Genomic DNA, 18,161 nt, shown 5'->3' with positions numbered 1-18,161 from the left:
CTCCCTTTTGACTTTGTGGATCGGGGCAGTGGCCCGCCCTGACCTGATTTTCAGCCTGTGCCGGAACCCTCCCGTTTGTCCTCGGCTGTGCGACCTACATATTTGGCAGCGGTTTCGCCTGCGGCTTCGGTCGCATCGGCAATGCCGATCAACACACCGCTGCGCGGGGCGTTGGTGCGGTAAGTGATGAATGCGTCGTTTGACATGGTGGTGCGGGCCGCCGGGCGGCGGGCCCATGTGGCCAGTTTATCATACATTTGTGCGATAACCCCGGCGTGTTCTGTGCTGTTGCCCAGATCGGTCAACTCGTTCGGGTCGGCTTGCAGATCGAACAGCATCGGGCGGTGACCGCTTTCAAAGTGGATCATCTTCCAGTGATGATCCGCCACCATGAACATGCGCGACTGGTCGGGGTGCAAGTTCAGCCTGCCGGCCAGCGGTATGGCGGAATAATCGTATTCGCAGATCGTATAATCGCGGTCCGGGGCCGCGCCGCCGCGCAGCAGGGGCAGCAGCGAATGCCCTTCCAGAATGTGATCCAGCGCCGATGAATCGCCCCCCGCCACGTCGACGAAAGTGGGCGCAAGGTCAATACATTCCACCAGCGCGTCACTGGCGGTGCCACGGGTCGCGTCGGCCTGTTCCGAGGGGTCATAGATAATCATCGGCACCTTGACCGAGGCATCGTGGAAAAACGTCTTTTCCCCCAGCCAGTGATCGCCCAGGAAATCCCCGTGGTCCGAGGTGATGACGATCATCGTGTCGTCCATACGGCCCGTCTTTTCCAGCCAGTCGAACAGCACGCCCATCTGGTCGTCGCATTGCTTGATCAGCCCCATATAGGCGGTCAGCACCTTGTCGCGGATGTCGTCGCGGGCAAAGGCCTTGCCCACGGGGGCGTTCTGAAACCCCTTGAACACCGGGTGATCCGTCTGCCGTTCCGCCTCGCTGCGCACCGGCGGCAGGAAATCGGCGGGGCCATACATGCTGGCATAGGGTTCGGGCACGATATAGGGCCAATGCGGCTTGATATAGCTCAGATGGCAGCACCACGGCTGGTCGCCCTGCGCCTTGATGAATTCGATGCCGCGGCGCGTCAGATAGGGCGTTTCGCTGTCTTCCTCGCGGATGTTGGCGGGGCTGTCGGAGTTTTCCAGAAACCAGCCGGACAGCACGTTGCCATCGTCGTCGACGCCCGAGTTGGCAAAGTCGTGCCAGGGGTTGTCGCTGTCATAGCCCTTGTCGCGCAGGTAATCGTTGTATTTGAGCGCCCCGCCCGGATCGTAGAAACCGTCCGGCCCCTCGGGGCGCATGCCGTCGTCGCGCTCCCAGATGTCGAACCCGCATTCCGCGACCCGCGCGCCGATCACGCTGTCCGGCGCCAGCCCCAGCCGCCGCATCCCGTCGGCGTCAGCAGCCATGTGTGTCTTGCCCACCAGCCAGCAGCCCATGCCCTGATCGCGCAGATGGTCACCCATGGTGCGCTCGCCCACCTTCAGCGGCACGTTGTTCCACGAGGCACCGTGGCTGTGAACATAGCGCCCCGTATAGGTCGACATCCGCGACGGGCCGCAGAGCGGCGACTGGATGCGGGCATTGTCGAACCGCACCCCGCGCGCGGCAATCCGGTCGATGTTGGGGGTCTTCAGATGCGGATGCCCATAGCAGCTCAGGTAATCCCAGCGCAGCTGGTCGAACATGATGAACAGGATGTTCTTTGGCTTGGCCACACATATTCCTCCACTTTTACGCGGTTTAAGCGCAATCTCTGCAAAGGGTGTAACGCGATTCAAAGAGTTCGGGAAATAGTGATTTCCACGCCAGCATATCCAATCCGGTATATCAGCGCCGTAATTTTGCCGCGGCCCGCACATGCTGCGCCAGACGCTGCGCATTGTCCGAAAGCGCGCGTCCGGCGGCATAGGTGATACCCACCGAGCTGACCAGTTCCTCGCCCTGAATGCCCAAACGCACCAGCGACCCGTCGGCCAGTTCCCGGCGCACCGCACCAACAGGCACGCAGGCCGCCCCGCGATGCTGCTTCAGATAGCTGCGGGTGAATTCAAACGACACGGTTTCGATCTTGTTGGGAAAATCCGCAATGCCGCGCGCGGTCAGAAATTTATCCAGTTCGCGCCGGATAATGGTGTCGGCAATGGGTACGATCATCATCTCGTGCATCAGGTCAGGCAGGTCGATGGCATCGGGGGTGTCGGCAAAGGGGTGGTCGCGGCTGACGACAAAAATCAGGGCCTCGGTGTTCAGATGTTCAAAACTGACGCCCGACATATGTTCCAGCGACAGCAGACGTCCAAGGATAAAGTCGATTTCGTTGCGGTGTAGGCGCGTGATCAGCTCGGACACTCCGGCCCAATGCAGCAACAGGTCGATTTCGGGGTGTGCTGCCTTGAACGAAGCACCCGCATCCACTGCCAATGTGCGCGCCACATTCGGCAACATCCCCACCGCGACCCGTGGCCGTGGCGCTGTGCCGCTGGCGGCGCGGGTGCCGGTTTCGATCTGTGCCATGGCCGTATCAAGATGGCGGTTCAGCTTTTGCCCCGCGTCGGTCATCACCAGCCCGCGCCCTGTGCGGGTGAACAGCGGCTGGCCGATGATCTCTTCGATTTCGGCCAGAGACCGTGAAATCGCAGGCTGCGAGGAATTCATCGCCGTGGCCGCATCGGTGACCGTTCCGGCCTTGGCGACGGCCAGAAAGCAACGAATGTGGCGCATGCGCAGGCGGGTGTTCACAGGGGCCGCTTTCCGGTCGGGATCACAAGTGCTGCCAGTTGATCCGGTTTCATGCAGACTGGCAAGTCTGTCTGGCAATCCGTTCAGGCAACCGCAACAATCGCATAGTCCGGCGTTCCGTCCCAGACAAGATCCCAGGACGCCCCCGGTCGGACATTCTGGATCGCGCGGGGTTCAAAACACACCAGACAGTTCCCCCCCGGCGCAGGCGCGCGCACCGATGGGTAGATCAACCCGCGTGACCCCGCGCGCCGCAGATGCTGCGCAAGGTTCTGCCCCTCGGGATAGCCGACATCGGGGTCGGCACCCAGCGCCGGGTGGTCGGGCTCATCGGTCAGGTCATCAAACACCCCGATGAAATCGGCCAGCAGTTCGACATAGCGGGCGCTGTCCTGATAACAGCCGGTAAACCCCAGCTCGCGCGTGCGGTGCCAGGCAACTTCGCTGACAGAAACCATGACATTCCACGCGCAATACCACGCACCGCGTTCGCCGGAATTAAAGCGGTTTCCGCCCGCCCGTGTATAGCTGAAAGCGGCGTTGATGTGGCTGTCGCCATAAATGTGCAAATCCTGGCTGCGGCGTCGCCAGGCCAGTTCGCGCGGATCAAGATGCGGGTTGCGCCCGCGCTCGGCCTGAAGGCGTCCGCTGGTCAGCCCTTCGATCTGGGCAAGAATGTCCAGCTCGTCATCGGTGTCGACCAGACCGCGCAGGGTGGGGGGCTTGTGATAGGTTGCGGGCAGCAACCGTACCAGACCGCGATCCGATATTTCGGTTTGCCTCATGCGCCGCCACGCAGCGCGTCGAGATAGGTTCGAATGGCCAGGATCTGCGGCAACCCGCCTTCGATTGCCGTGTCTATGGGGCGGTGACCGCCAAACAGCGGGCCCGTGTTCGGCCGCGTGAACCAGTCTCTGGCAAGGGGGTCTGAAAAGTAAAGCTCAAGCGACTTGTAGATGCCCACAATCGCGCTGAGACGCAGAAGCTGGTCTTTGGTCAGCTCTCCTGCGAAATCGGGCTTTCTGGCGCGCTTCCATGTGCTGTCGGACATATCCGCAAGGTTTGCAGCCTGTTTCAGGCTAAGCGCCCAGGCGTCAACGATCCGCGCATAGGCTTTCAGCGCGACGGCGTTGATTTGGGAAGGGTCGCGGGTCTTTGCGGCGACGTGCATCATGAATCTCCTTCGTCTAAGATATAGGTCATATGGACCGCATGTAAAGGCCATATGATCCGATAAGGCAAGGATCGACGCCTTGGGCCGACAGTCGGAAAGCTGCATTTTCGTACCGCTGGCTTCAGACGTTTCGGGGTGCAATGCACTGTCGCGCGTAAAGAATTTGTTCAGGGTATCCTTGTCAAAACGCCGGAAGGGGCGGTCGTGACTGTGATTTATGAAACGTTTCATATTGACATGTTCCAGAATCAGAGCAAGTTTGGCGCCAGGTTGATCGCGGCGTTATCTGGCGCAAATCCAACCTGAAAATAGTCTTGGGAGGCTCTTATGAAGTTTGTTAAATTCGCTGCTGCGGCAGCGACCGGTATCTTTTTGTCTGCTGGAATCGCCGCTGCTGACGACCAGCCTGTTGTGGGTCTGGTGATGAAGTCGCTGGCCAATGAATTCTTTCAGAACATGCTGGCGGGCGCAGAAGCCCACGCAGCAGAACGCGGCGATTTCAAGCTGGTTGCCGTCGGAATGCAGAACGAGACTGATTTTCAGTCGCAAATCAACGCAGTCGACAATTTCATCACGCAGGGCGTCGATGCAATCGTGATCGCACCCGCCGACAGCCGCGCAATGGTGCGCCCGATCAAACGCGCAATTGCCGCCGGCATTGTTGTGGTGAACTTTGACGTGGCCCTGGATGCAGATGCCAAGGCGCAGCAGGGTCTGGACCTGGCCTTTGTCGGCCCCGACAACCGCGGCGGCGCCAAAATGGCAGGCGACGCACTGGGTGAAGCGCTTGGCAAAGGCGGCAAGGTTGTCATCATCGAGGGCAACCCCGGTGCCGACAATGCCAACGAACGTCGTCTGGGCTTTGAAGATTCCGTTGCCGCCTATGATCTTGATCTGCTGGACAGCCGCACCGCGCATTGGGAAACCGAAGAGGCGAACCAGGTGTTTTCCACAATGCTGACCGCCCATCCTGACATTCAGGGCGTCATGGCCGCCAACGACTCGATGGCCGTGGGTGTTGTCAAAGCGCTGGAATCAGCCGGGCGCAGCGACATTCAGGTTGTCGGCTTTGACAACATTCCGGCTGTGGGCCCAATGATCCAGGACGGTCGCATGTTGGCGACAGTCGACCAGTTCGGCACACGCATGGCCGCAGATGCGATTGACCTTGCGCTGGGTGTTGTTGCGGGTGGCCCCGAACTGGAAGGCTGGGTCAAAACCAATATCGAATTGGTCAAGGCTGACTGATGTTCCGACGCCCGGCGCTTTTGTGTCGGGCGTCACTTTTGCGACTGGATCGGATTGCTGCAATGGCCCAACCCACTCAAAATACAGCGTCTGAGACTTTGCTTTTGCCTGATACTCTGCTCTTGAATGTCAAAGACCTGCGCAAATCCTTTGGCGGTGTTCACGCCCTCAGCGGGGTCAGTTTTTCGTTGAAGGCGGGCGAGGTTCACGCGCTTGTCGGGGAAAACGGCGCGGGCAAATCGACGCTGATCAAGATTCTCACCGGCGTGCATCATTACGATTCCGGCACCATCGAACTTTCCGGCGAGATCTATAAACCGACCGGCCCCAACTTTGCCAAAGAAGCGGGCATTCAGGTTGTTCATCAGGAATTCAACCTGCTGACCGACCTGAGCGTGGCCGAGAATATTGCCATTGAATCCTTCCCCAAAACACGGTTCGGACTGCTGGACCGTGCAGAAATGCGGCGTCGCGCCCGCAAGGCGCTGGATGCGATCGGTCTGAGTGCGGTCGATGTCGACATGCCGGTGAACGGGCTGGGTATCGCGCATCGCCAGCTGATCGAAATTGCCCGCGCCTTGCAGACCGACAGCCGCATTCTTATCCTGGACGAACCGACGGCAACCCTGACCGAACGCGAAACCAAACGCCTGTTCGAAATCGTCGCAAGCATCAAGGCCAAGGGCGTGACAGTCGTATTCGTCTCGCACCATCTGGACGAAGTGTTCGAGATTTGTGACCGGGTGACGGTGTTCCGCAACGGCGAAACCACCGCGACCGAAGACATCGCAAACACCACACCCGACGGCGTCGTCAGGCATATGGTGGGGCGCAAGCTGGCCGAGCAGACCAAAGAGCTGAACACCTCGATTGGCAGCGATATTGTGTTTTCGGTCAAAGACCTGCGCACCTCGGCCAACCCTAACCCACAGGGCATTTCCTTTGATCTGCGGCAGGGCGAGATCCTTGGCATTGCGGGCCTCGTCGGGTCGGGCCGCACCGAAGTGCTGCGCGCGATTTTCGGCGTTGATCCGATCCTTGGCGGACAGCTGTACAGAAACGGCGCGCCAGTCGACATCAATACCCCCCGCGATGCGATTGCACAGGGTTTCGGGTTTCTGACCGAAGACCGCAAGGACGAGGGGCTCATTCTCGACATGTCCATCGCCGCCAATACCTCACTGGTCAGCATCAGGGATGTGTCGGCCAAGGGGCTTCTGCGCTTTGCCGAAGAACGCAAAATGGTGCGCGAAGGTGGCGCGCGGCTTCAGCTGAAATACGGAAAGATATCCGATGCGGCGTCCAGCCTGTCAGGGGGCAACCAGCAAAAGGTCGTCCTGGCGAAATGGCTGGCTTCGAACCCCAGGATTTTGCTGCTGGACGAACCGACACGGGGCGTCGATGTGGGGGCCAAGGCCGAGATCTACGCCATCCTCAAGGCGCTGTCGGCCCAGGGCATGTCTATGATCGTCGTCTCTTCCGAACTGACCGAGCTCATTACGCTGACAGACCGCATGCTGGTCATGTCGGAACACAGGATTCAGGGCAGCCTGACGCCGGAAAACTATCAACAAGAGGCCATACTGAAGCTGGCTTATGGCCAGATCGAAACGCCGCAGGGACACACAAAATGAGTATAGCTGACAGCCACGCCGAACCGGAAAATCCCGCGCGTTTTTCGGTGAAATCCATCGTAAACAATGCAGGCATCGGCCTTGCGCTGTTGCTGCTGATCGTCTTCTTTTCGCTGGCGTCCGAACATTTCCTGTCGCCGAACAACATCACCAACATTCTGACCCAGATCACGATCAACCTGATCCTTGCGGTCGGTATGACCTTTGTGATCCTGATCGGGGGCATTGATCTGTCGGTGGGTTCGGTCATGGCCTTTGCCGCCGTGATAGCAGGCAAGGCGATCACGCTTGCGGGGTTCGGTGCGGGTGAATTGATCATGTTTGCCATTGCCGCCGGTTTGCTGGCGGGGCTTGTGTGCGGCGTGATGAACGGCGTTGTCAGCGCCTATTGGGGCCTGCCGTCCTTCATCATCACGCTGGGCATGCTGAACATCGCGCGCGGCGCGGCGTTGCAGGTGTCTGGCGCGCAAACGATCTATTCCTTTCCCCTGGTGTTTGAAGACTTCGGGTCCAAACTGATCTTTGGCGTTCCGGTGGTCTTTATCCTTGCGCTTGTGCTGGTTGCCATCGCCTGGTTCGTGCTGAATTTCACGGTGTTCGGACGCCTGATCTATGGCATCGGCAACAACGAAGAGGCGGTGCGCCTCGCGGGGCATCCGGTGTTCTGGTACAAGGTCGCAGCCTTTACCATCTGCGGGGCAACAGCGGGGATCGCGGCGCTGGTCTATATGGCGCGTCTCAGCATCTCCAGCCCGATTGCGGGGATCGGGTTCGAGCTGAACGCGATTGCGGCCGTCATCATCGGTGGCACCAGTCTGTCGGGGGGACGCGGTTCGGTCATCGGCACCTTGCTGGGGGCCTTTATCATCGGTGTTCTGGCCAACGGTCTGATCCTGATCGGGCTGAGCGATTTCGTGCGCCAGATGATCACCGGAATCGTGATCATCATCGCAGTGATCCTTGATTACTACCGCGCAAAACTGTCTGCATCATGAAGCGGGGGGGCAATCTGAACCGGCACCTCAGCAGCCTTGTGGCATCGCTTGGGCACATGGATGAAATCGTGATTGCAGATGCGGGGCTGCCGGTCCCTGACGGTGTCGCGGTGATTGATCTGGCGGTCAGCCACGGCATTCCGGCGTTTTGGGATGTGGTGCAGGCTTTGCGCAGCGAAATGGTCATCGAAGCGGCTTGTTTCGCGCAGGAAGCAGACACCGAATTGCAAGGCCGGCTGGCCGCGATCATGACCGACTGGGGACAGGACAATGGCAAGGTCATCGCGCTGCAAACCACCTCTCATGATGCTTTCAAAGCCCGCACACGACAGGCCAAAGCCGTCATTCGAACAGGCGAATGCACGCCCTATTGCAATGTGATCCTGGTAAGCGGAGTGGCGTTTTGAGCGAGGTTACAATCGTCGGCAGCATCAACACCGACCTGACATCCTATCTGCCCTGTTGGCCAAAGATCGGTGAAACCGTCAACACCACGGAAACGCGCATTTCGCTGGGTGGCAAAGGCGCCAATCAGGCGGTCGCCGCGTCAAGAATGGGGGCCAGAACCACGATCATCGGGGCCGTTGGCGCGGACACCTTCGGCACCGACATTGAACAGCAGTTGCGGGCGCATGGGCTGGACGCGAAACTGACCGTTCAACGTGATATGCCCACCGGAATGGCGTTTATTGATGTCGGCCCTGATGGCGACAACCTTATTCGTCTCAGCGCGGGGGCGAATTATGCCCTGACGCCGCAGATCATCGAAACGCATGCAGACACCATTGCAAACAGCAAGGTTGTCGTGCTGCAAAACGAAATACCCTTTGCCGCCTCTTTCAAAGCGGCACAGATCGCCAAGGCAGCAGGTGCGCTGGTTGTGATGGACCCTGCGCCCGCACCCGAACCGTTCTGGGAGAGGGACAAACTGGCCCAGTTCGACATCGTGACGCCCAATTCCCACGAAACCAAACTGATCACCGGAGCCGAACCGCGCAGCCTGAGCGAGGCACAAGAGGCCGCGCGCAAGTTGCAGGATTACGGCGCTGCGGGCAGCATTGTGACGATGGGCAGCAAGGGCGTCGCGTGGTGTATCAACGGCCAATCGGGTCAAATGACCGCCCCCGGTGTCAACGCAATTGATACGGTCTGCGCGGGCGACTGTTTCAACGGCGCATTTGCCGCTGCACATGTTTCAGGCAAATCCGTTCGGGATGCCATAGAATTTGCCGTACATGCCGCCGCATTGACCACCACACGCAAGGGCGCAACGGATTCCATTCCATGCTATGAGGATTTGTGCGCAGTTCTGGCGCTCGGGTGAAAGATCTTTAGAACTCGGGGCTCTTATGGTTCGGTTCTGGCAAGCGTGATAGGGATGACATGGCCACCGTAAAAGACGTTGCGCGTGAAGCTGGGGTATCCGTCGGGACGGTTTCCAAGGTTCTGTCAAAGGATCTGACCGTCAAAAAGGCGTTGCGCGACCGTGTGACGAAAGCGGTCGAACAGTTGGGGTATCGGCCCAACATGTCGGCGCGCGCCCTGCGGACCAACAAGTTGAATATACTCGGCCTTGTGGTGCCCGACATTTCAAACCCGTTTTTCGCGCAGCTTGCAAAAGACATCGAAGCCGAGGCCGCCAAGCAATCGCATACGGTGATGCTGGCCAATTCCGACGATGATCCCGTTGTCGAATTGCGCCAGATCGAAACGCTGCTCGATCAGTCACCGCGCGGGCTGATCGTTGTCGGGGCGGCTGACCAGTCGGTGCCGCAGGTCACAACCGGCGTGCCGATCATTTCTCTGGACAGGCGCTATGGTGACTGTCGGCTGATCGCTGCGGATCATGGGGCCGGCTCGGGGCTGGTGGCTGAACATCTGGCCGGATTGGGGCACCGGCGCATTGCCTATATCTCGGGGCCGCAATCCACCGAAGTGGGGCGGTTGCGCAAGCTGGGGTTTTGTACACAATTGCGCAAAATATGTACCGGATCCGACGCCGCCGTGTTGATTTGTGTTGAAGGCCAGTTTGACTATGACTCGGGCGAACACATCGCCCACCAACTGCTGGCCGTGGCCCCGGACGAACGGCCAACCGCAATTGCCGCTGCAAGCGATCAACAGGCCATCGGCGCGCTGCGTGCTGCCCGCGATCTGGGCATATCTGTGCCGTCAGAACTGTCCATTGCAGGCTTTGACAACATCGCGCTGGCTGAACTGGTCGAGCCAAGGCTGACAAGCGTATCGCAGCGGACAGACGAGATGGCGCGGCTTGCTGTGCGGCTGTTGCTGTCGGAACATCCGCAAGCAACCCAGGACACCTTTGTCGAGACCAGTTTGTGCGCCAGAGATTCCACCTGTAAAATCAGATAGTTACACCGATTTCGCCGGGCTGGCCGCAATAATCCGTCAAAGCGGCCTTCGGCCCCTTGACCTTCCAGTTGCTGGAAACCCTATGTTGATCGCATCGCGGTCGATTACAAACGGGAAACACCAGTATGCCAAATACAAATCACCTGAACCTGCGGGTTGACGGTATGTCCTGCGCATCTTGCGTGGGGCGGGTGGAAAAGGCGCTGAACGCGCTGCCCGGTGTCACGCAGGCCGAGGTCAACCTTGCCACTGAAACCGCGCGCGTCACCCATGACGGCAGTGTATTGGCGACGACCCTGACAGACACGCTCGACAAGGCGGGCTATCCTGCGCGCCTTGCCGAAACCAGCATCGACATCACCGAAATGTCCTGCGCCTCTTGTGTCGGTCGGGTGGAAAAAGCGCTGAGCGCGCTGCCCGGTGTGACCCATGCCGAGGTGAACCTTGCCACGGGGCGCGCGACTGTGGGCTATGTCGACGGGGCCGTGACCCCCGCCGAGATTGCCGCGACATCAACCACGGCAGGCTACGCCGCGACGGTCCACACCTCGGGCCAGTCCGGAGACACCGGCGTCGCCCGCAAGGAAGAAGAGGCCGCCAGCCTGCGCCGTGCGGTTCTTGTGGCGGCGGCGCTGGCGCTGCCGGTTTTTGTGGTCGAGATGGGTGGCCATCTGTTCCCGCCCTTTCACATGTGGGTGCATCACACCATCGGCCAGCAAACCTCATGGGTGATACAGTGGGTTCTGACCACGCTGGTGCTGATCGGGCCGGGCCGGATGTTCTATGTCAAAGGCATTCCCGCGCTGTTGAAAGGCGCGCCCGACATGAACAGCCTTGTCGCGGTCGGCACATTGGCCGCCTATCTTTACTCGGTTGTTGCGACCGTGCTGCCGGTGCTGTTGCCCGATAATGTGCGCGCGGTCTATTTTGAATCTGCCGCTGTGATTGTCGTGCTGATCCTGGTTGGCCGCTGGCTGGAAGCGCGGGCCAAGGGGCGCACGGGTGCTGCCATTCAGGCACTTCTGGGGCTACAGGCGCACACAGCCGCTGTCGAACGAAACGGTGAAACCGTCGAACTGGCGCTTGAGGAAATCCGCGCTGGCGAGATCCTGATCGTGCGGCCCGGAGAACGTGTCGCCGTGGACGGAGAGATTGTAGACGGCGACAGCCATGTCGATGAAAGCATGATTACCGGCGAACCCGTGCCCGTTGCCAAAGGCCCCGGTGCCACAGTCACCGGCGGCACGGTGAACGGCGCGGGGGCATTCCGATTTCGTGCCACCCGCGTGGGCGGTGACACCACGCTGGCGCAGATCATTCGCATGGTCGAGGACGCACAGGGCGCGCGGCTTCCGATTCAAGGGCTGGTCAACGAGATCACGCTGCGCTTTGTGCCTGTGATCCTTGGCATTGCCGCGCTGACCGTGCTGGCGTGGCTGATGTTTGCGCCGGCACCCGCATTGACCCATGCGCTTGTGGCGGGTGTGTCGGTTCTGATTATTGCCTGCCCCTGTGCCATGGGGCTGGCCACGCCGACCTCGATCATGGTGGGCACGGGGCGTGCCGCAGAACTGGGGGTGCTGTTTCGCAAGGGCGATGCGCTTCAGGGGCTGGGGGCGGTCGATGTGGTCGCTTTGGACAAGACCGGCACCGTGACCCAAGGGCGCCCGGAGCTGACCGAGCTCATCCTGTCTGAGGGCTTTGAGCGGTCCGAAGTGCTGGCGCTGGTCGCAGCAGTCGAGGCCCGCTCGGAGCATCCGATTGCCGAGGCGATCGTGCGCGCCGCCCGTGCGGAAGGTGTCGCGCGACATGACCCCGCCGATTTCAACGCCATGGCCGGATACGGGGTGCGTGCGACGGTTTCGGGCCATGATGTGCTGATCGGGGCCGACCGTCTGATGACCCGTGAAGGGATCGACACGGGTGCGCTGGCCGCCTCCGAAACCGGGCTTGCAAAACGGGGCCGCTCGGCCCTGTTCGCCGCGATTGACGGGCGCATTGCCGCCGTGATCGGCGTTGCCGATCCGTTGAAACCTGCCAGTGCCGCTGCCATCGCCGCGCTCAGGGCGCAGGGGTTGCAGGTGGCGATGATCACCGGTGACAAACGCGAAACCGCCGAGGCAATCGCCGCCGAGATCGGCATTGACCATGTGATCGCGGGCGTTCTGCCCGACGGCAAGGTCGCCGCGCTGGACAGCCTGCGCGCCGAGGGCCGCAAGGTTGCCTTTGTCGGGGACGGCATCAACGACGCCCCCGCGCTGGCCCACGCAGATGTGGGCATTGCCATTGGCACGGGCACCGATGTGGCGATTGAATCCGCCGATGTGGTGCTGATGTCGGGTGATTTGCGCGGCGTGGTAAACGCCTTTGCCGTGTCGCGCGCCACCATGCGCAACATCCGCCAGAACCTGTTCTGGGCCTTTGGCTATAACACCGCGCTGGTTCCGGTGGCTGCGGGGGTGCTTTACTCCTCTTTCGGCATCCTGTTGTCGCCCATGCTGGCTGCGGGTGCGATGGCGCTGTCGTCGGTCTTTGTCCTGAGCAATGCCTTGCGACTGCGCCGGATCAAGCCGCTGATGGATGAAAGCGCCGCCATACCTGCGCGCGCTGTGGATCAGAACAAGGTGGTCGCGGCGGCAGAATAGCGGCGGTTTGTCCGTTATTCATTGGAACAAAGCGCCGCATATGTTTATGCTGGGCGGATGGTAATCAAAGATCCGCCCGCTTTCACAGACAACATAGCCCCGATGCCCGGCTGGGTCGCACCTGCGCGCGCAGAGACCGACGAAGATGTCGTGTTTCTGGCCGGGGCCACGCTGGCGACACTGCATCTTGTGGTGTCCCGTGCCGAGGTCCCGCAGGCCTTGCTGCGCGACCGTCTTGCCCTGTCGGCAGCCGAGGCATGTGTCACCTACATGGGGCGCTCCGAACGGGCCGCCGATTTGCGGGACGAGGTGCATTTGTTGCGTGCGGGCGACCAGCCCGGTCCGGCGGGGGTGATCTTTCAACACTGGCGTCGGGCGGGGACGGTCAGGGCCGGAACGCTGAAAAGCCTGCACAAGGCGATGCCCAATTTCGAACCAGAGCAAATTGCCATCTGGCTGGACACCGCGCGGGGTGGTCCGGTTGCGCAGGCCGCGACCGTGTTCGAAACGGTTCTGGCCGCCCATCCGCGTGCCGAAACGGCGGCGCTGATCCTTGCCGAAGCGGCGCTGGCGCGGGCTCTGGGCTGGCCGCATATCCTGCCGCTGCTGGCGACGGGCCTCAGGTCGCGGGATTTGCGCACCACGGGGGATGTGTTGCGGCTGGCCTGTCATCGCGCCGTTGTCGCGTCGGGGCGCGGGGTGGTGCAAATGGCCGCCGACCTGTCGCGCCGCGCAGCGCTTTTGCAAGCCGTTGCGCCCAAACTGCGGGCCAAGACGGCTCCGGCAGCGGTCGCGCAGTTTCTCAGCCGTGACGCGGTGGCCCCGGCTGCGCTGACTGCGGGTGCGGGCATGTCCGACCGCGCTGCGCGCCGTCTGTGCGACCGTCTGGTCGATCTGGGGGCGGTGCGCGAACTGACGGGGCGGGACAGTTTCCGCCTGTACGGAGTCTGACATGGCAGAGCCAGAGTTTGACCGCGATTTGACCGATCTGCCGCCCGACCTGCGCTGGCGCACATGGATGCGCCGGATCGAAGCGGTTCTGTTCGCCTCGGCCACACCGGTGCCGCGTGACGCTTTGGCGCGGGTTGTGGGGCGGGGGGCGTCGGTTGATCTGTTGATCGACGATCTGTCCGCCGACCTTGAGGGGCGTTCTTTTGAGGTGGCGCAGGTGGCGGACGGCTGGTTCCTGCGCACCCGTCCGGCCTATGCGGCCACGATCCGTGTCGCGTCGGATGTGGGCGGGCAGGGGCTGGACCTGAACCCGTTCGATGTGTCGGTTCTGGCGGCCATTGCCTATCACCAGCCGATCACACGGGACGGGTTGAAAGATATTTTCGGCAAAGAGGTTGGCCGCGAGCTGATCGGGCGGCTGCACGAGCGTAACCTGATTGCAACCGGCCCGCGCAGCCCGCGCCGCGGGGCGCCTTATACCTTTGTGACGACCGACCGGTTTCTGGCGGTCTTCGGGCTGCAAAGCCTGCGCGACCTGCCGGATCAGGAACAATTGGAAGATGCTGGCGTGGTTGGGCCGCGCCCGTAGGGTCCCGCCCGCCCGTCACGCCAGCGGCTTTGACAATCCGTCGACCACCAGATTGCGCAAGCGCTGTGCCAGCGGATTGATCATCACCGATTTGCGCTGGATCAGGTGATAGGGAGAAATGACCAGGGGTTGCTGCACGGTGATCGACTGAATGCCGCCCACGCCGGTGCTGCGGACCAGATCGCCAACCTCGCTGGACACCGGAGAGATTGAATCGGAAATCTGCAAATAGGCGATCATCACCAGCAGCGACGTGGTGGTCACGATGTCTTCGGGCAAGGGGACGCCGTGGGCCAGAAAGGCCTCTTCCACCGCCTTGCGCATGGGGGTGCCGGTGGCCTGCGCGACCCAGCCAAATCCGGCAAGGTCGGTGATCGACGGGCGGGCGATCTGTGTCAGCTTGTGGCCCGATCTGACCAGAAATTCGGCTGTTTCATTACGCCAGTCCATGATTTCGAACAGGCGCGGGTCCAGTTCGTTGGGCACGCGCGACAGGATAAAATCGTATTCGCCGTTCAGCAGCCCCTCCATCAGCGTATCGCTGGGGCCAACACCCACATAGACATCGGCCCCTTCGACGTCCTGTTTCAGTGCGTGGACCGCCGGAACGACATAGGCGATGGCCGCCCCCGTCACCGATCCCACCCGCACGCGTCCGGTTTTGCCTGCGCCAAAGGCGGCGACCTCGTCGGCGGTGCTGGCCAGCGCGCGCAGCAGCCCGCCGGCATGGCGGATCAGCACCTCTGCGATGGCCGTGGGCACCATGCCCTTGGACGTGCGCGCGAACAGCGGCTGGCCAACCATCTGTTCGACCTCGGCCAGCATTCGCGAGGCGGCGGGCTGGGTGATCGCCAGATGGTCAGCGGCGACAGACAGCTGGCCGTATTCATCAATGGCATGAATCAGCCGCAGGTGGCGCCATTGCAGGCGTGAGGTCAGGTCTTGCATGTCAACTGCATGTCACTTTTGGTATGTATATGTCAACTTATGTAATTTGATTGCTATGTAACCACATTGTAAACATCGCGCAGGACATAGGAAAATCGTCCGACATTTTGTCCCGCACGCGGGACCCGACTTTTCTGCAAACGGATTGGTCGGCTTTTGGGAGGAAGACATGAACAAACTTATTTCGGGGCTTAGTGCCCTTGCGCTTGGCGTTGGTCTGCTGACATCGCCTGTACTGGCTCAGGACAAGGGCACGATTGGCATCGCGATGCCCACCAAATCCTCGGCCCGCTGGATTTCCGACGGCAATTCGATGGTCGAGCAGTTCGAGGCGGCAGGCTATACTGTTGATCTGCAATACGCAGAAGACGACATTCCCAACCAGCTTGCCCAGATCGAGAACATGATCACCAAGGGCGTCGATGTGTTGGTGATTGCCGCGATTGACGGCACCACCCTGTCGAACGCACTGGAGAACGCGCATTTCGCGGATATCAAGACAATCGCCTATGACCGGCTGATCCGTGACAGCGAATATGTCGACTATTACGCGACCTTCGACAACTTCAAGGTCGGCGTGCAACAGGCCAGTTCCATCGTTGACGGGCTGAAGGAACGCTTTCCCGATGTCAGCCCCTGGAATGTCGAATTGTTCGGCGGCTCGCCCGACGACAACAACGCCTATTTCTTCTACAACGGTGCCATGTCGGTGCTGCAACCGCTGATCGACGACGGCACCATCAACATCGTGTCGGGCCAGATGGGCATGGACACGGTCGGCACCCTGCGCTGGGATGGCGCGGTCGCGCAGGCGCGCATGGATAACCTGTTGTCGGCGCATTACACCGACAAGGTCGTGAACGGCGTGCTGAGCCCCTATGACGGTTTGTCGATTGGTATCCTCAGCTCGCTCAAGGGTGTGGGTTACGGGTCTGGCGATCTGGCAATGCCGATTGTGTCCGGTCAGGATGCGGAATTGCAGTCGATCAAGTCGATCATCGCAGGCGAGCAATATTCGACCGTGTTCAAGGACACCCGCGAACTGGCCCGTGTGACGGTTGGTATGGTCGATGCGCTGCTGCAAGGCGGCGAGCCGGAGATCAACGACACCACCACTTATAACAACGGTGTCAAGGTTGTGCCGTCCTACCTGCTTGAGCCGGTATCGGTCGATGCCAGCAACTACGAGGCGATCGTGATCGACTCGGGCTACCACTCCAAAGACGACCTGTAAGCACAGGTTGCGATTGAACAATCGCCTGCTCCGCGTGCTGTAACCGGCTGGCGGGGCGGGTCTGGATATTGGGGGGCAGGCCAATGACAACACTTCTTGAAATGCGCGACATCACCAAGACTTTTCCGGGCGTCAAGGCGCTGGACAACGTCAATCTGAAGGTGGCCAAGGGTGAGATCCACGCCCTTGTGGGCGAAAACGGCGCGGGCAAGTCGACCTTGATGAAGGTCCTTTCCGGTGTCTATCCGCAAGGCACCTACGACGGTGAAATCCACTATGACGGTCAGGTCGCGCGCTTTGGTGGCATCGTCGACAGCGAGGATCTGGGGATCATCATTATCCATCAGGAGCTGGCTCTGGTGCCGCTGTTGTCCATCGCGGAAAATCTGTTCGTGGGCAATGAATGCGCCAGCAAGGGCGTGATGAACTGGCCCGAAACCTTCCGGCGCACCGAGGCGCTGTTGAAAAAGGTCGGGCTGAAAGAGGCCCCCGCCACGCAGGTGGACCGGCTGGGCGTGGGCAAACAACAACTGGTCGAGATCGCCAAGGCGCTGTCCAAGGACGTGCGTCTGCTGATCCTGGACGAACCCACCGCCGCGCTGTCGGAATCCGACAGTCAGGCGTTGCTGGACCTGCTGCTGGAGTTGAAGGCCGAGGGGGTCACCTCGATCATCATCAGCCACAAGCTGAACGAGGTGCGCCGCGTGGCTGACACCATTACCGTGATCCGCGACGGGGCGACAGTGTCGACGCTGGATGCGCGCACGCAAGAGATCACCGAGGACCGCATCGTGCGCGACATGGTGGGGCGCGACATGTCGCAACGTTATCCCGAACGCACGCGGCGGGCGGGTGACATGCTGATGGAGGTGCAGGACTGGAACGTCTGGCACCCCGAACATGCGACGCGCCAGATCATCAAGGACATCAACTTTCACGTGCGCGCCGGCGAGGTCGTTGGCATTGCCGGCCTGATGGGTGCAGGGCGCACCGAACTGGCGATGAGCATTTTCGGGCGCAGCTACGGGCAGAACACCACCGGCACGGTGAAACTTAAGGGGCAGCCCGTCGACACCTCGACCGTGGCGGCCGCGATCCGCAGCGGGCTGGCCTATGTCACCGAGGACCGCAAGGAACTGGGGCTGGTGCTGGAAGACACGATCCAGCGCAACATCACGCTGGCGAACCTGCCCGATGTGTCCAGTTCGGGCGTCATCAACGAGGCCGAGGAAACCAGGGTGGCCGAGCGTTATCGCAAGGCGATGAACATCCGCACGCCCAGCGTGTTCCAGCGGGTGATGAACCTGTCGGGGGGCAACCAGCAAAAGGTGGTCTTGTCGAAATGGCTGTTCGCAGGCCCCGAGGTTCTGATCCTGGACGAACCCACGCGCGGCATCGACGTCGGTGCCAAATTCGAGATTTACGGCATCATCAACGAGCTGTCGGCGCAGGGCAAGGGGGTGGTCATGATCAGCTCGGAAATGCCCGAGCTGCTGGGCATGAGCGACCGTATCTACGTCATGAACGAAGGCAGCTTTGTCGGAGAGCTTGATGCATCCGAGGCCAGTCAGGAACGCATCATGTCGTTCATTGTCACACATTAAGGGAGCGGCACA

16 protein-coding genes are annotated in these 18,161 nt (G+C 60.9%); 11 read left to right on the top strand and 5 right to left on the bottom strand.

Going from position 1 to position 18,161, the window contains the following annotated elements:
* Positions 1-50: 50 nt before the first annotated feature.
* The 4 genes from DSM107133_RS19630 to DSM107133_RS19615 form a co-directional block, all read right to left on the bottom strand.
* A complete protein-coding gene (locus DSM107133_RS19630; protein WP_114295223.1) occupies positions 51-1,730 on the bottom strand; it encodes a sulfatase-like hydrolase/transferase in 1,680 nt (559 codons plus the stop codon).
* A gap of 112 nt (positions 1,731-1,842) precedes the next feature.
* Positions 1,843-2,832, bottom strand: coding sequence for a LysR substrate-binding domain-containing protein (locus DSM107133_RS19625; RefSeq protein WP_243253599.1), 990 nt, complete (start codon positions 2,830-2,832; stop codon positions 1,843-1,845).
* Positions 2,833-2,837: 5 nt separating this feature from the next.
* Positions 2,838-3,539 (bottom strand): RES family NAD+ phosphorylase, encoded by a 702-nt coding sequence (locus DSM107133_RS19620; RefSeq protein ID WP_114295222.1) that lies wholly within the window; start codon positions 3,537-3,539, stop codon positions 2,838-2,840.
* Positions 3,536-3,925 carry an MbcA/ParS/Xre antitoxin family protein gene (locus tag DSM107133_RS19615; protein WP_114295221.1) on the bottom strand — a complete coding sequence of 130 codons (390 nt, stop codon included), beginning with the start codon at positions 3,923-3,925 and terminating at the stop codon, positions 3,536-3,538. Before DSM107133_RS19615 ends, DSM107133_RS19620 begins: the two co-directional genes overlap by 4 nt.
* Before the next feature lie 330 nt (positions 3,926-4,255).
* Between DSM107133_RS19615 and DSM107133_RS19610 the strand changes: the two genes are divergently transcribed.
* From DSM107133_RS19610 to DSM107133_RS19570, 9 genes are all read left to right on the top strand, one after another.
* A complete protein-coding gene (locus tag DSM107133_RS19610; RefSeq protein WP_114295220.1) occupies positions 4,256-5,176 on the top strand; it encodes a sugar ABC transporter substrate-binding protein in 921 nt (306 codons plus the stop codon).
* A gap of 62 nt (positions 5,177-5,238) precedes the next feature.
* Positions 5,239-6,810 (top strand): sugar ABC transporter ATP-binding protein, encoded by a 1,572-nt coding sequence (locus DSM107133_RS19605; protein ID WP_114295219.1) that lies wholly within the window; start codon positions 5,239-5,241, stop codon positions 6,808-6,810.
* Positions 6,807-7,805: an ABC transporter permease gene (locus DSM107133_RS19600; RefSeq protein WP_114295218.1), complete on the top strand. Its 999-nt coding sequence runs from the start codon at positions 6,807-6,809 to the stop codon at positions 7,803-7,805. Before DSM107133_RS19605 ends, DSM107133_RS19600 begins: the two co-directional genes overlap by 4 nt.
* Positions 7,802-8,212 (top strand): D-ribose pyranase, encoded by a 411-nt coding sequence (gene rbsD / locus DSM107133_RS19595; protein ID WP_114295217.1) that lies wholly within the window; start codon positions 7,802-7,804, stop codon positions 8,210-8,212. The genes DSM107133_RS19600 and rbsD overlap by 4 nt, the downstream gene beginning before the upstream one ends.
* The gene (gene rbsK / locus DSM107133_RS19590; protein ID WP_114295216.1) at positions 8,209-9,129 is read left to right on the top strand and encodes a ribokinase; all 921 of its coding nucleotides are present in this window, start codon (positions 8,209-8,211) and stop codon (positions 9,127-9,129) included. Before rbsD ends, rbsK begins: the two co-directional genes overlap by 4 nt.
* Positions 9,130-9,188: 59 nt before the next feature.
* Positions 9,189-10,178: a LacI family DNA-binding transcriptional regulator gene (locus tag DSM107133_RS19585; RefSeq protein WP_114295215.1), complete on the top strand. Its 990-nt coding sequence runs from the start codon at positions 9,189-9,191 to the stop codon at positions 10,176-10,178.
* A 125-nt stretch (positions 10,179-10,303) separates the two neighbouring features.
* Positions 10,304-12,823, top strand: coding sequence for a heavy metal translocating P-type ATPase (locus DSM107133_RS19580; RefSeq protein WP_114295214.1), 2,520 nt, complete (start codon positions 10,304-10,306; stop codon positions 12,821-12,823).
* Between the two features lie 57 nt (positions 12,824-12,880).
* Entirely contained in the window at positions 12,881-13,774 is an 894-nt protein-coding gene (locus DSM107133_RS19575; RefSeq protein WP_240310661.1) for a DUF1403 family protein, read from the top strand.
* Between the two features lies 1 nt (position 13,775).
* Positions 13,776-14,363, top strand: coding sequence for an SMC-Scp complex subunit ScpB (locus DSM107133_RS19570; RefSeq protein ID WP_114295212.1), 588 nt, complete (start codon positions 13,776-13,778; stop codon positions 14,361-14,363).
* Between the two features lie 15 nt (positions 14,364-14,378).
* Here DSM107133_RS19570 and DSM107133_RS19565 read toward each other — a convergent pair whose 3' ends face one another.
* Entirely contained in the window at positions 14,379-15,311 is a 933-nt protein-coding gene (locus tag DSM107133_RS19565; RefSeq protein WP_114295211.1) for a LysR family transcriptional regulator, read from the bottom strand.
* A gap of 169 nt (positions 15,312-15,480) precedes the next feature.
* On the opposite strand from DSM107133_RS19565, the gene chvE reads away from it, so the two are divergent.
* Both chvE and mmsA read left to right on the top strand, forming a co-directional pair.
* Entirely contained in the window at positions 15,481-16,545 is a 1,065-nt protein-coding gene (chvE, locus tag DSM107133_RS19560) for a multiple monosaccharide ABC transporter substrate-binding protein (RefSeq protein WP_114295210.1), read from the top strand.
* An 83-nt stretch (positions 16,546-16,628) separates the two neighbouring features.
* Positions 16,629-18,149 (top strand): multiple monosaccharide ABC transporter ATP-binding protein, encoded by a 1,521-nt coding sequence (gene mmsA / locus DSM107133_RS19555; RefSeq protein ID WP_114295209.1) that lies wholly within the window; start codon positions 16,629-16,631, stop codon positions 18,147-18,149.
* The last annotated feature ends 12 nt before the right edge of the window (positions 18,150-18,161 follow it).

Origin of the sequence: Pseudosulfitobacter sp. DSM 107133 (assembly GCF_022788695.1) — a bacterium.
Taxonomy (GTDB): domain Bacteria; phylum Pseudomonadota; class Alphaproteobacteria; order Rhodobacterales; family Rhodobacteraceae; genus Pseudosulfitobacter.
This window is presented reverse-complemented; position numbering and strand designations above follow the sequence as displayed.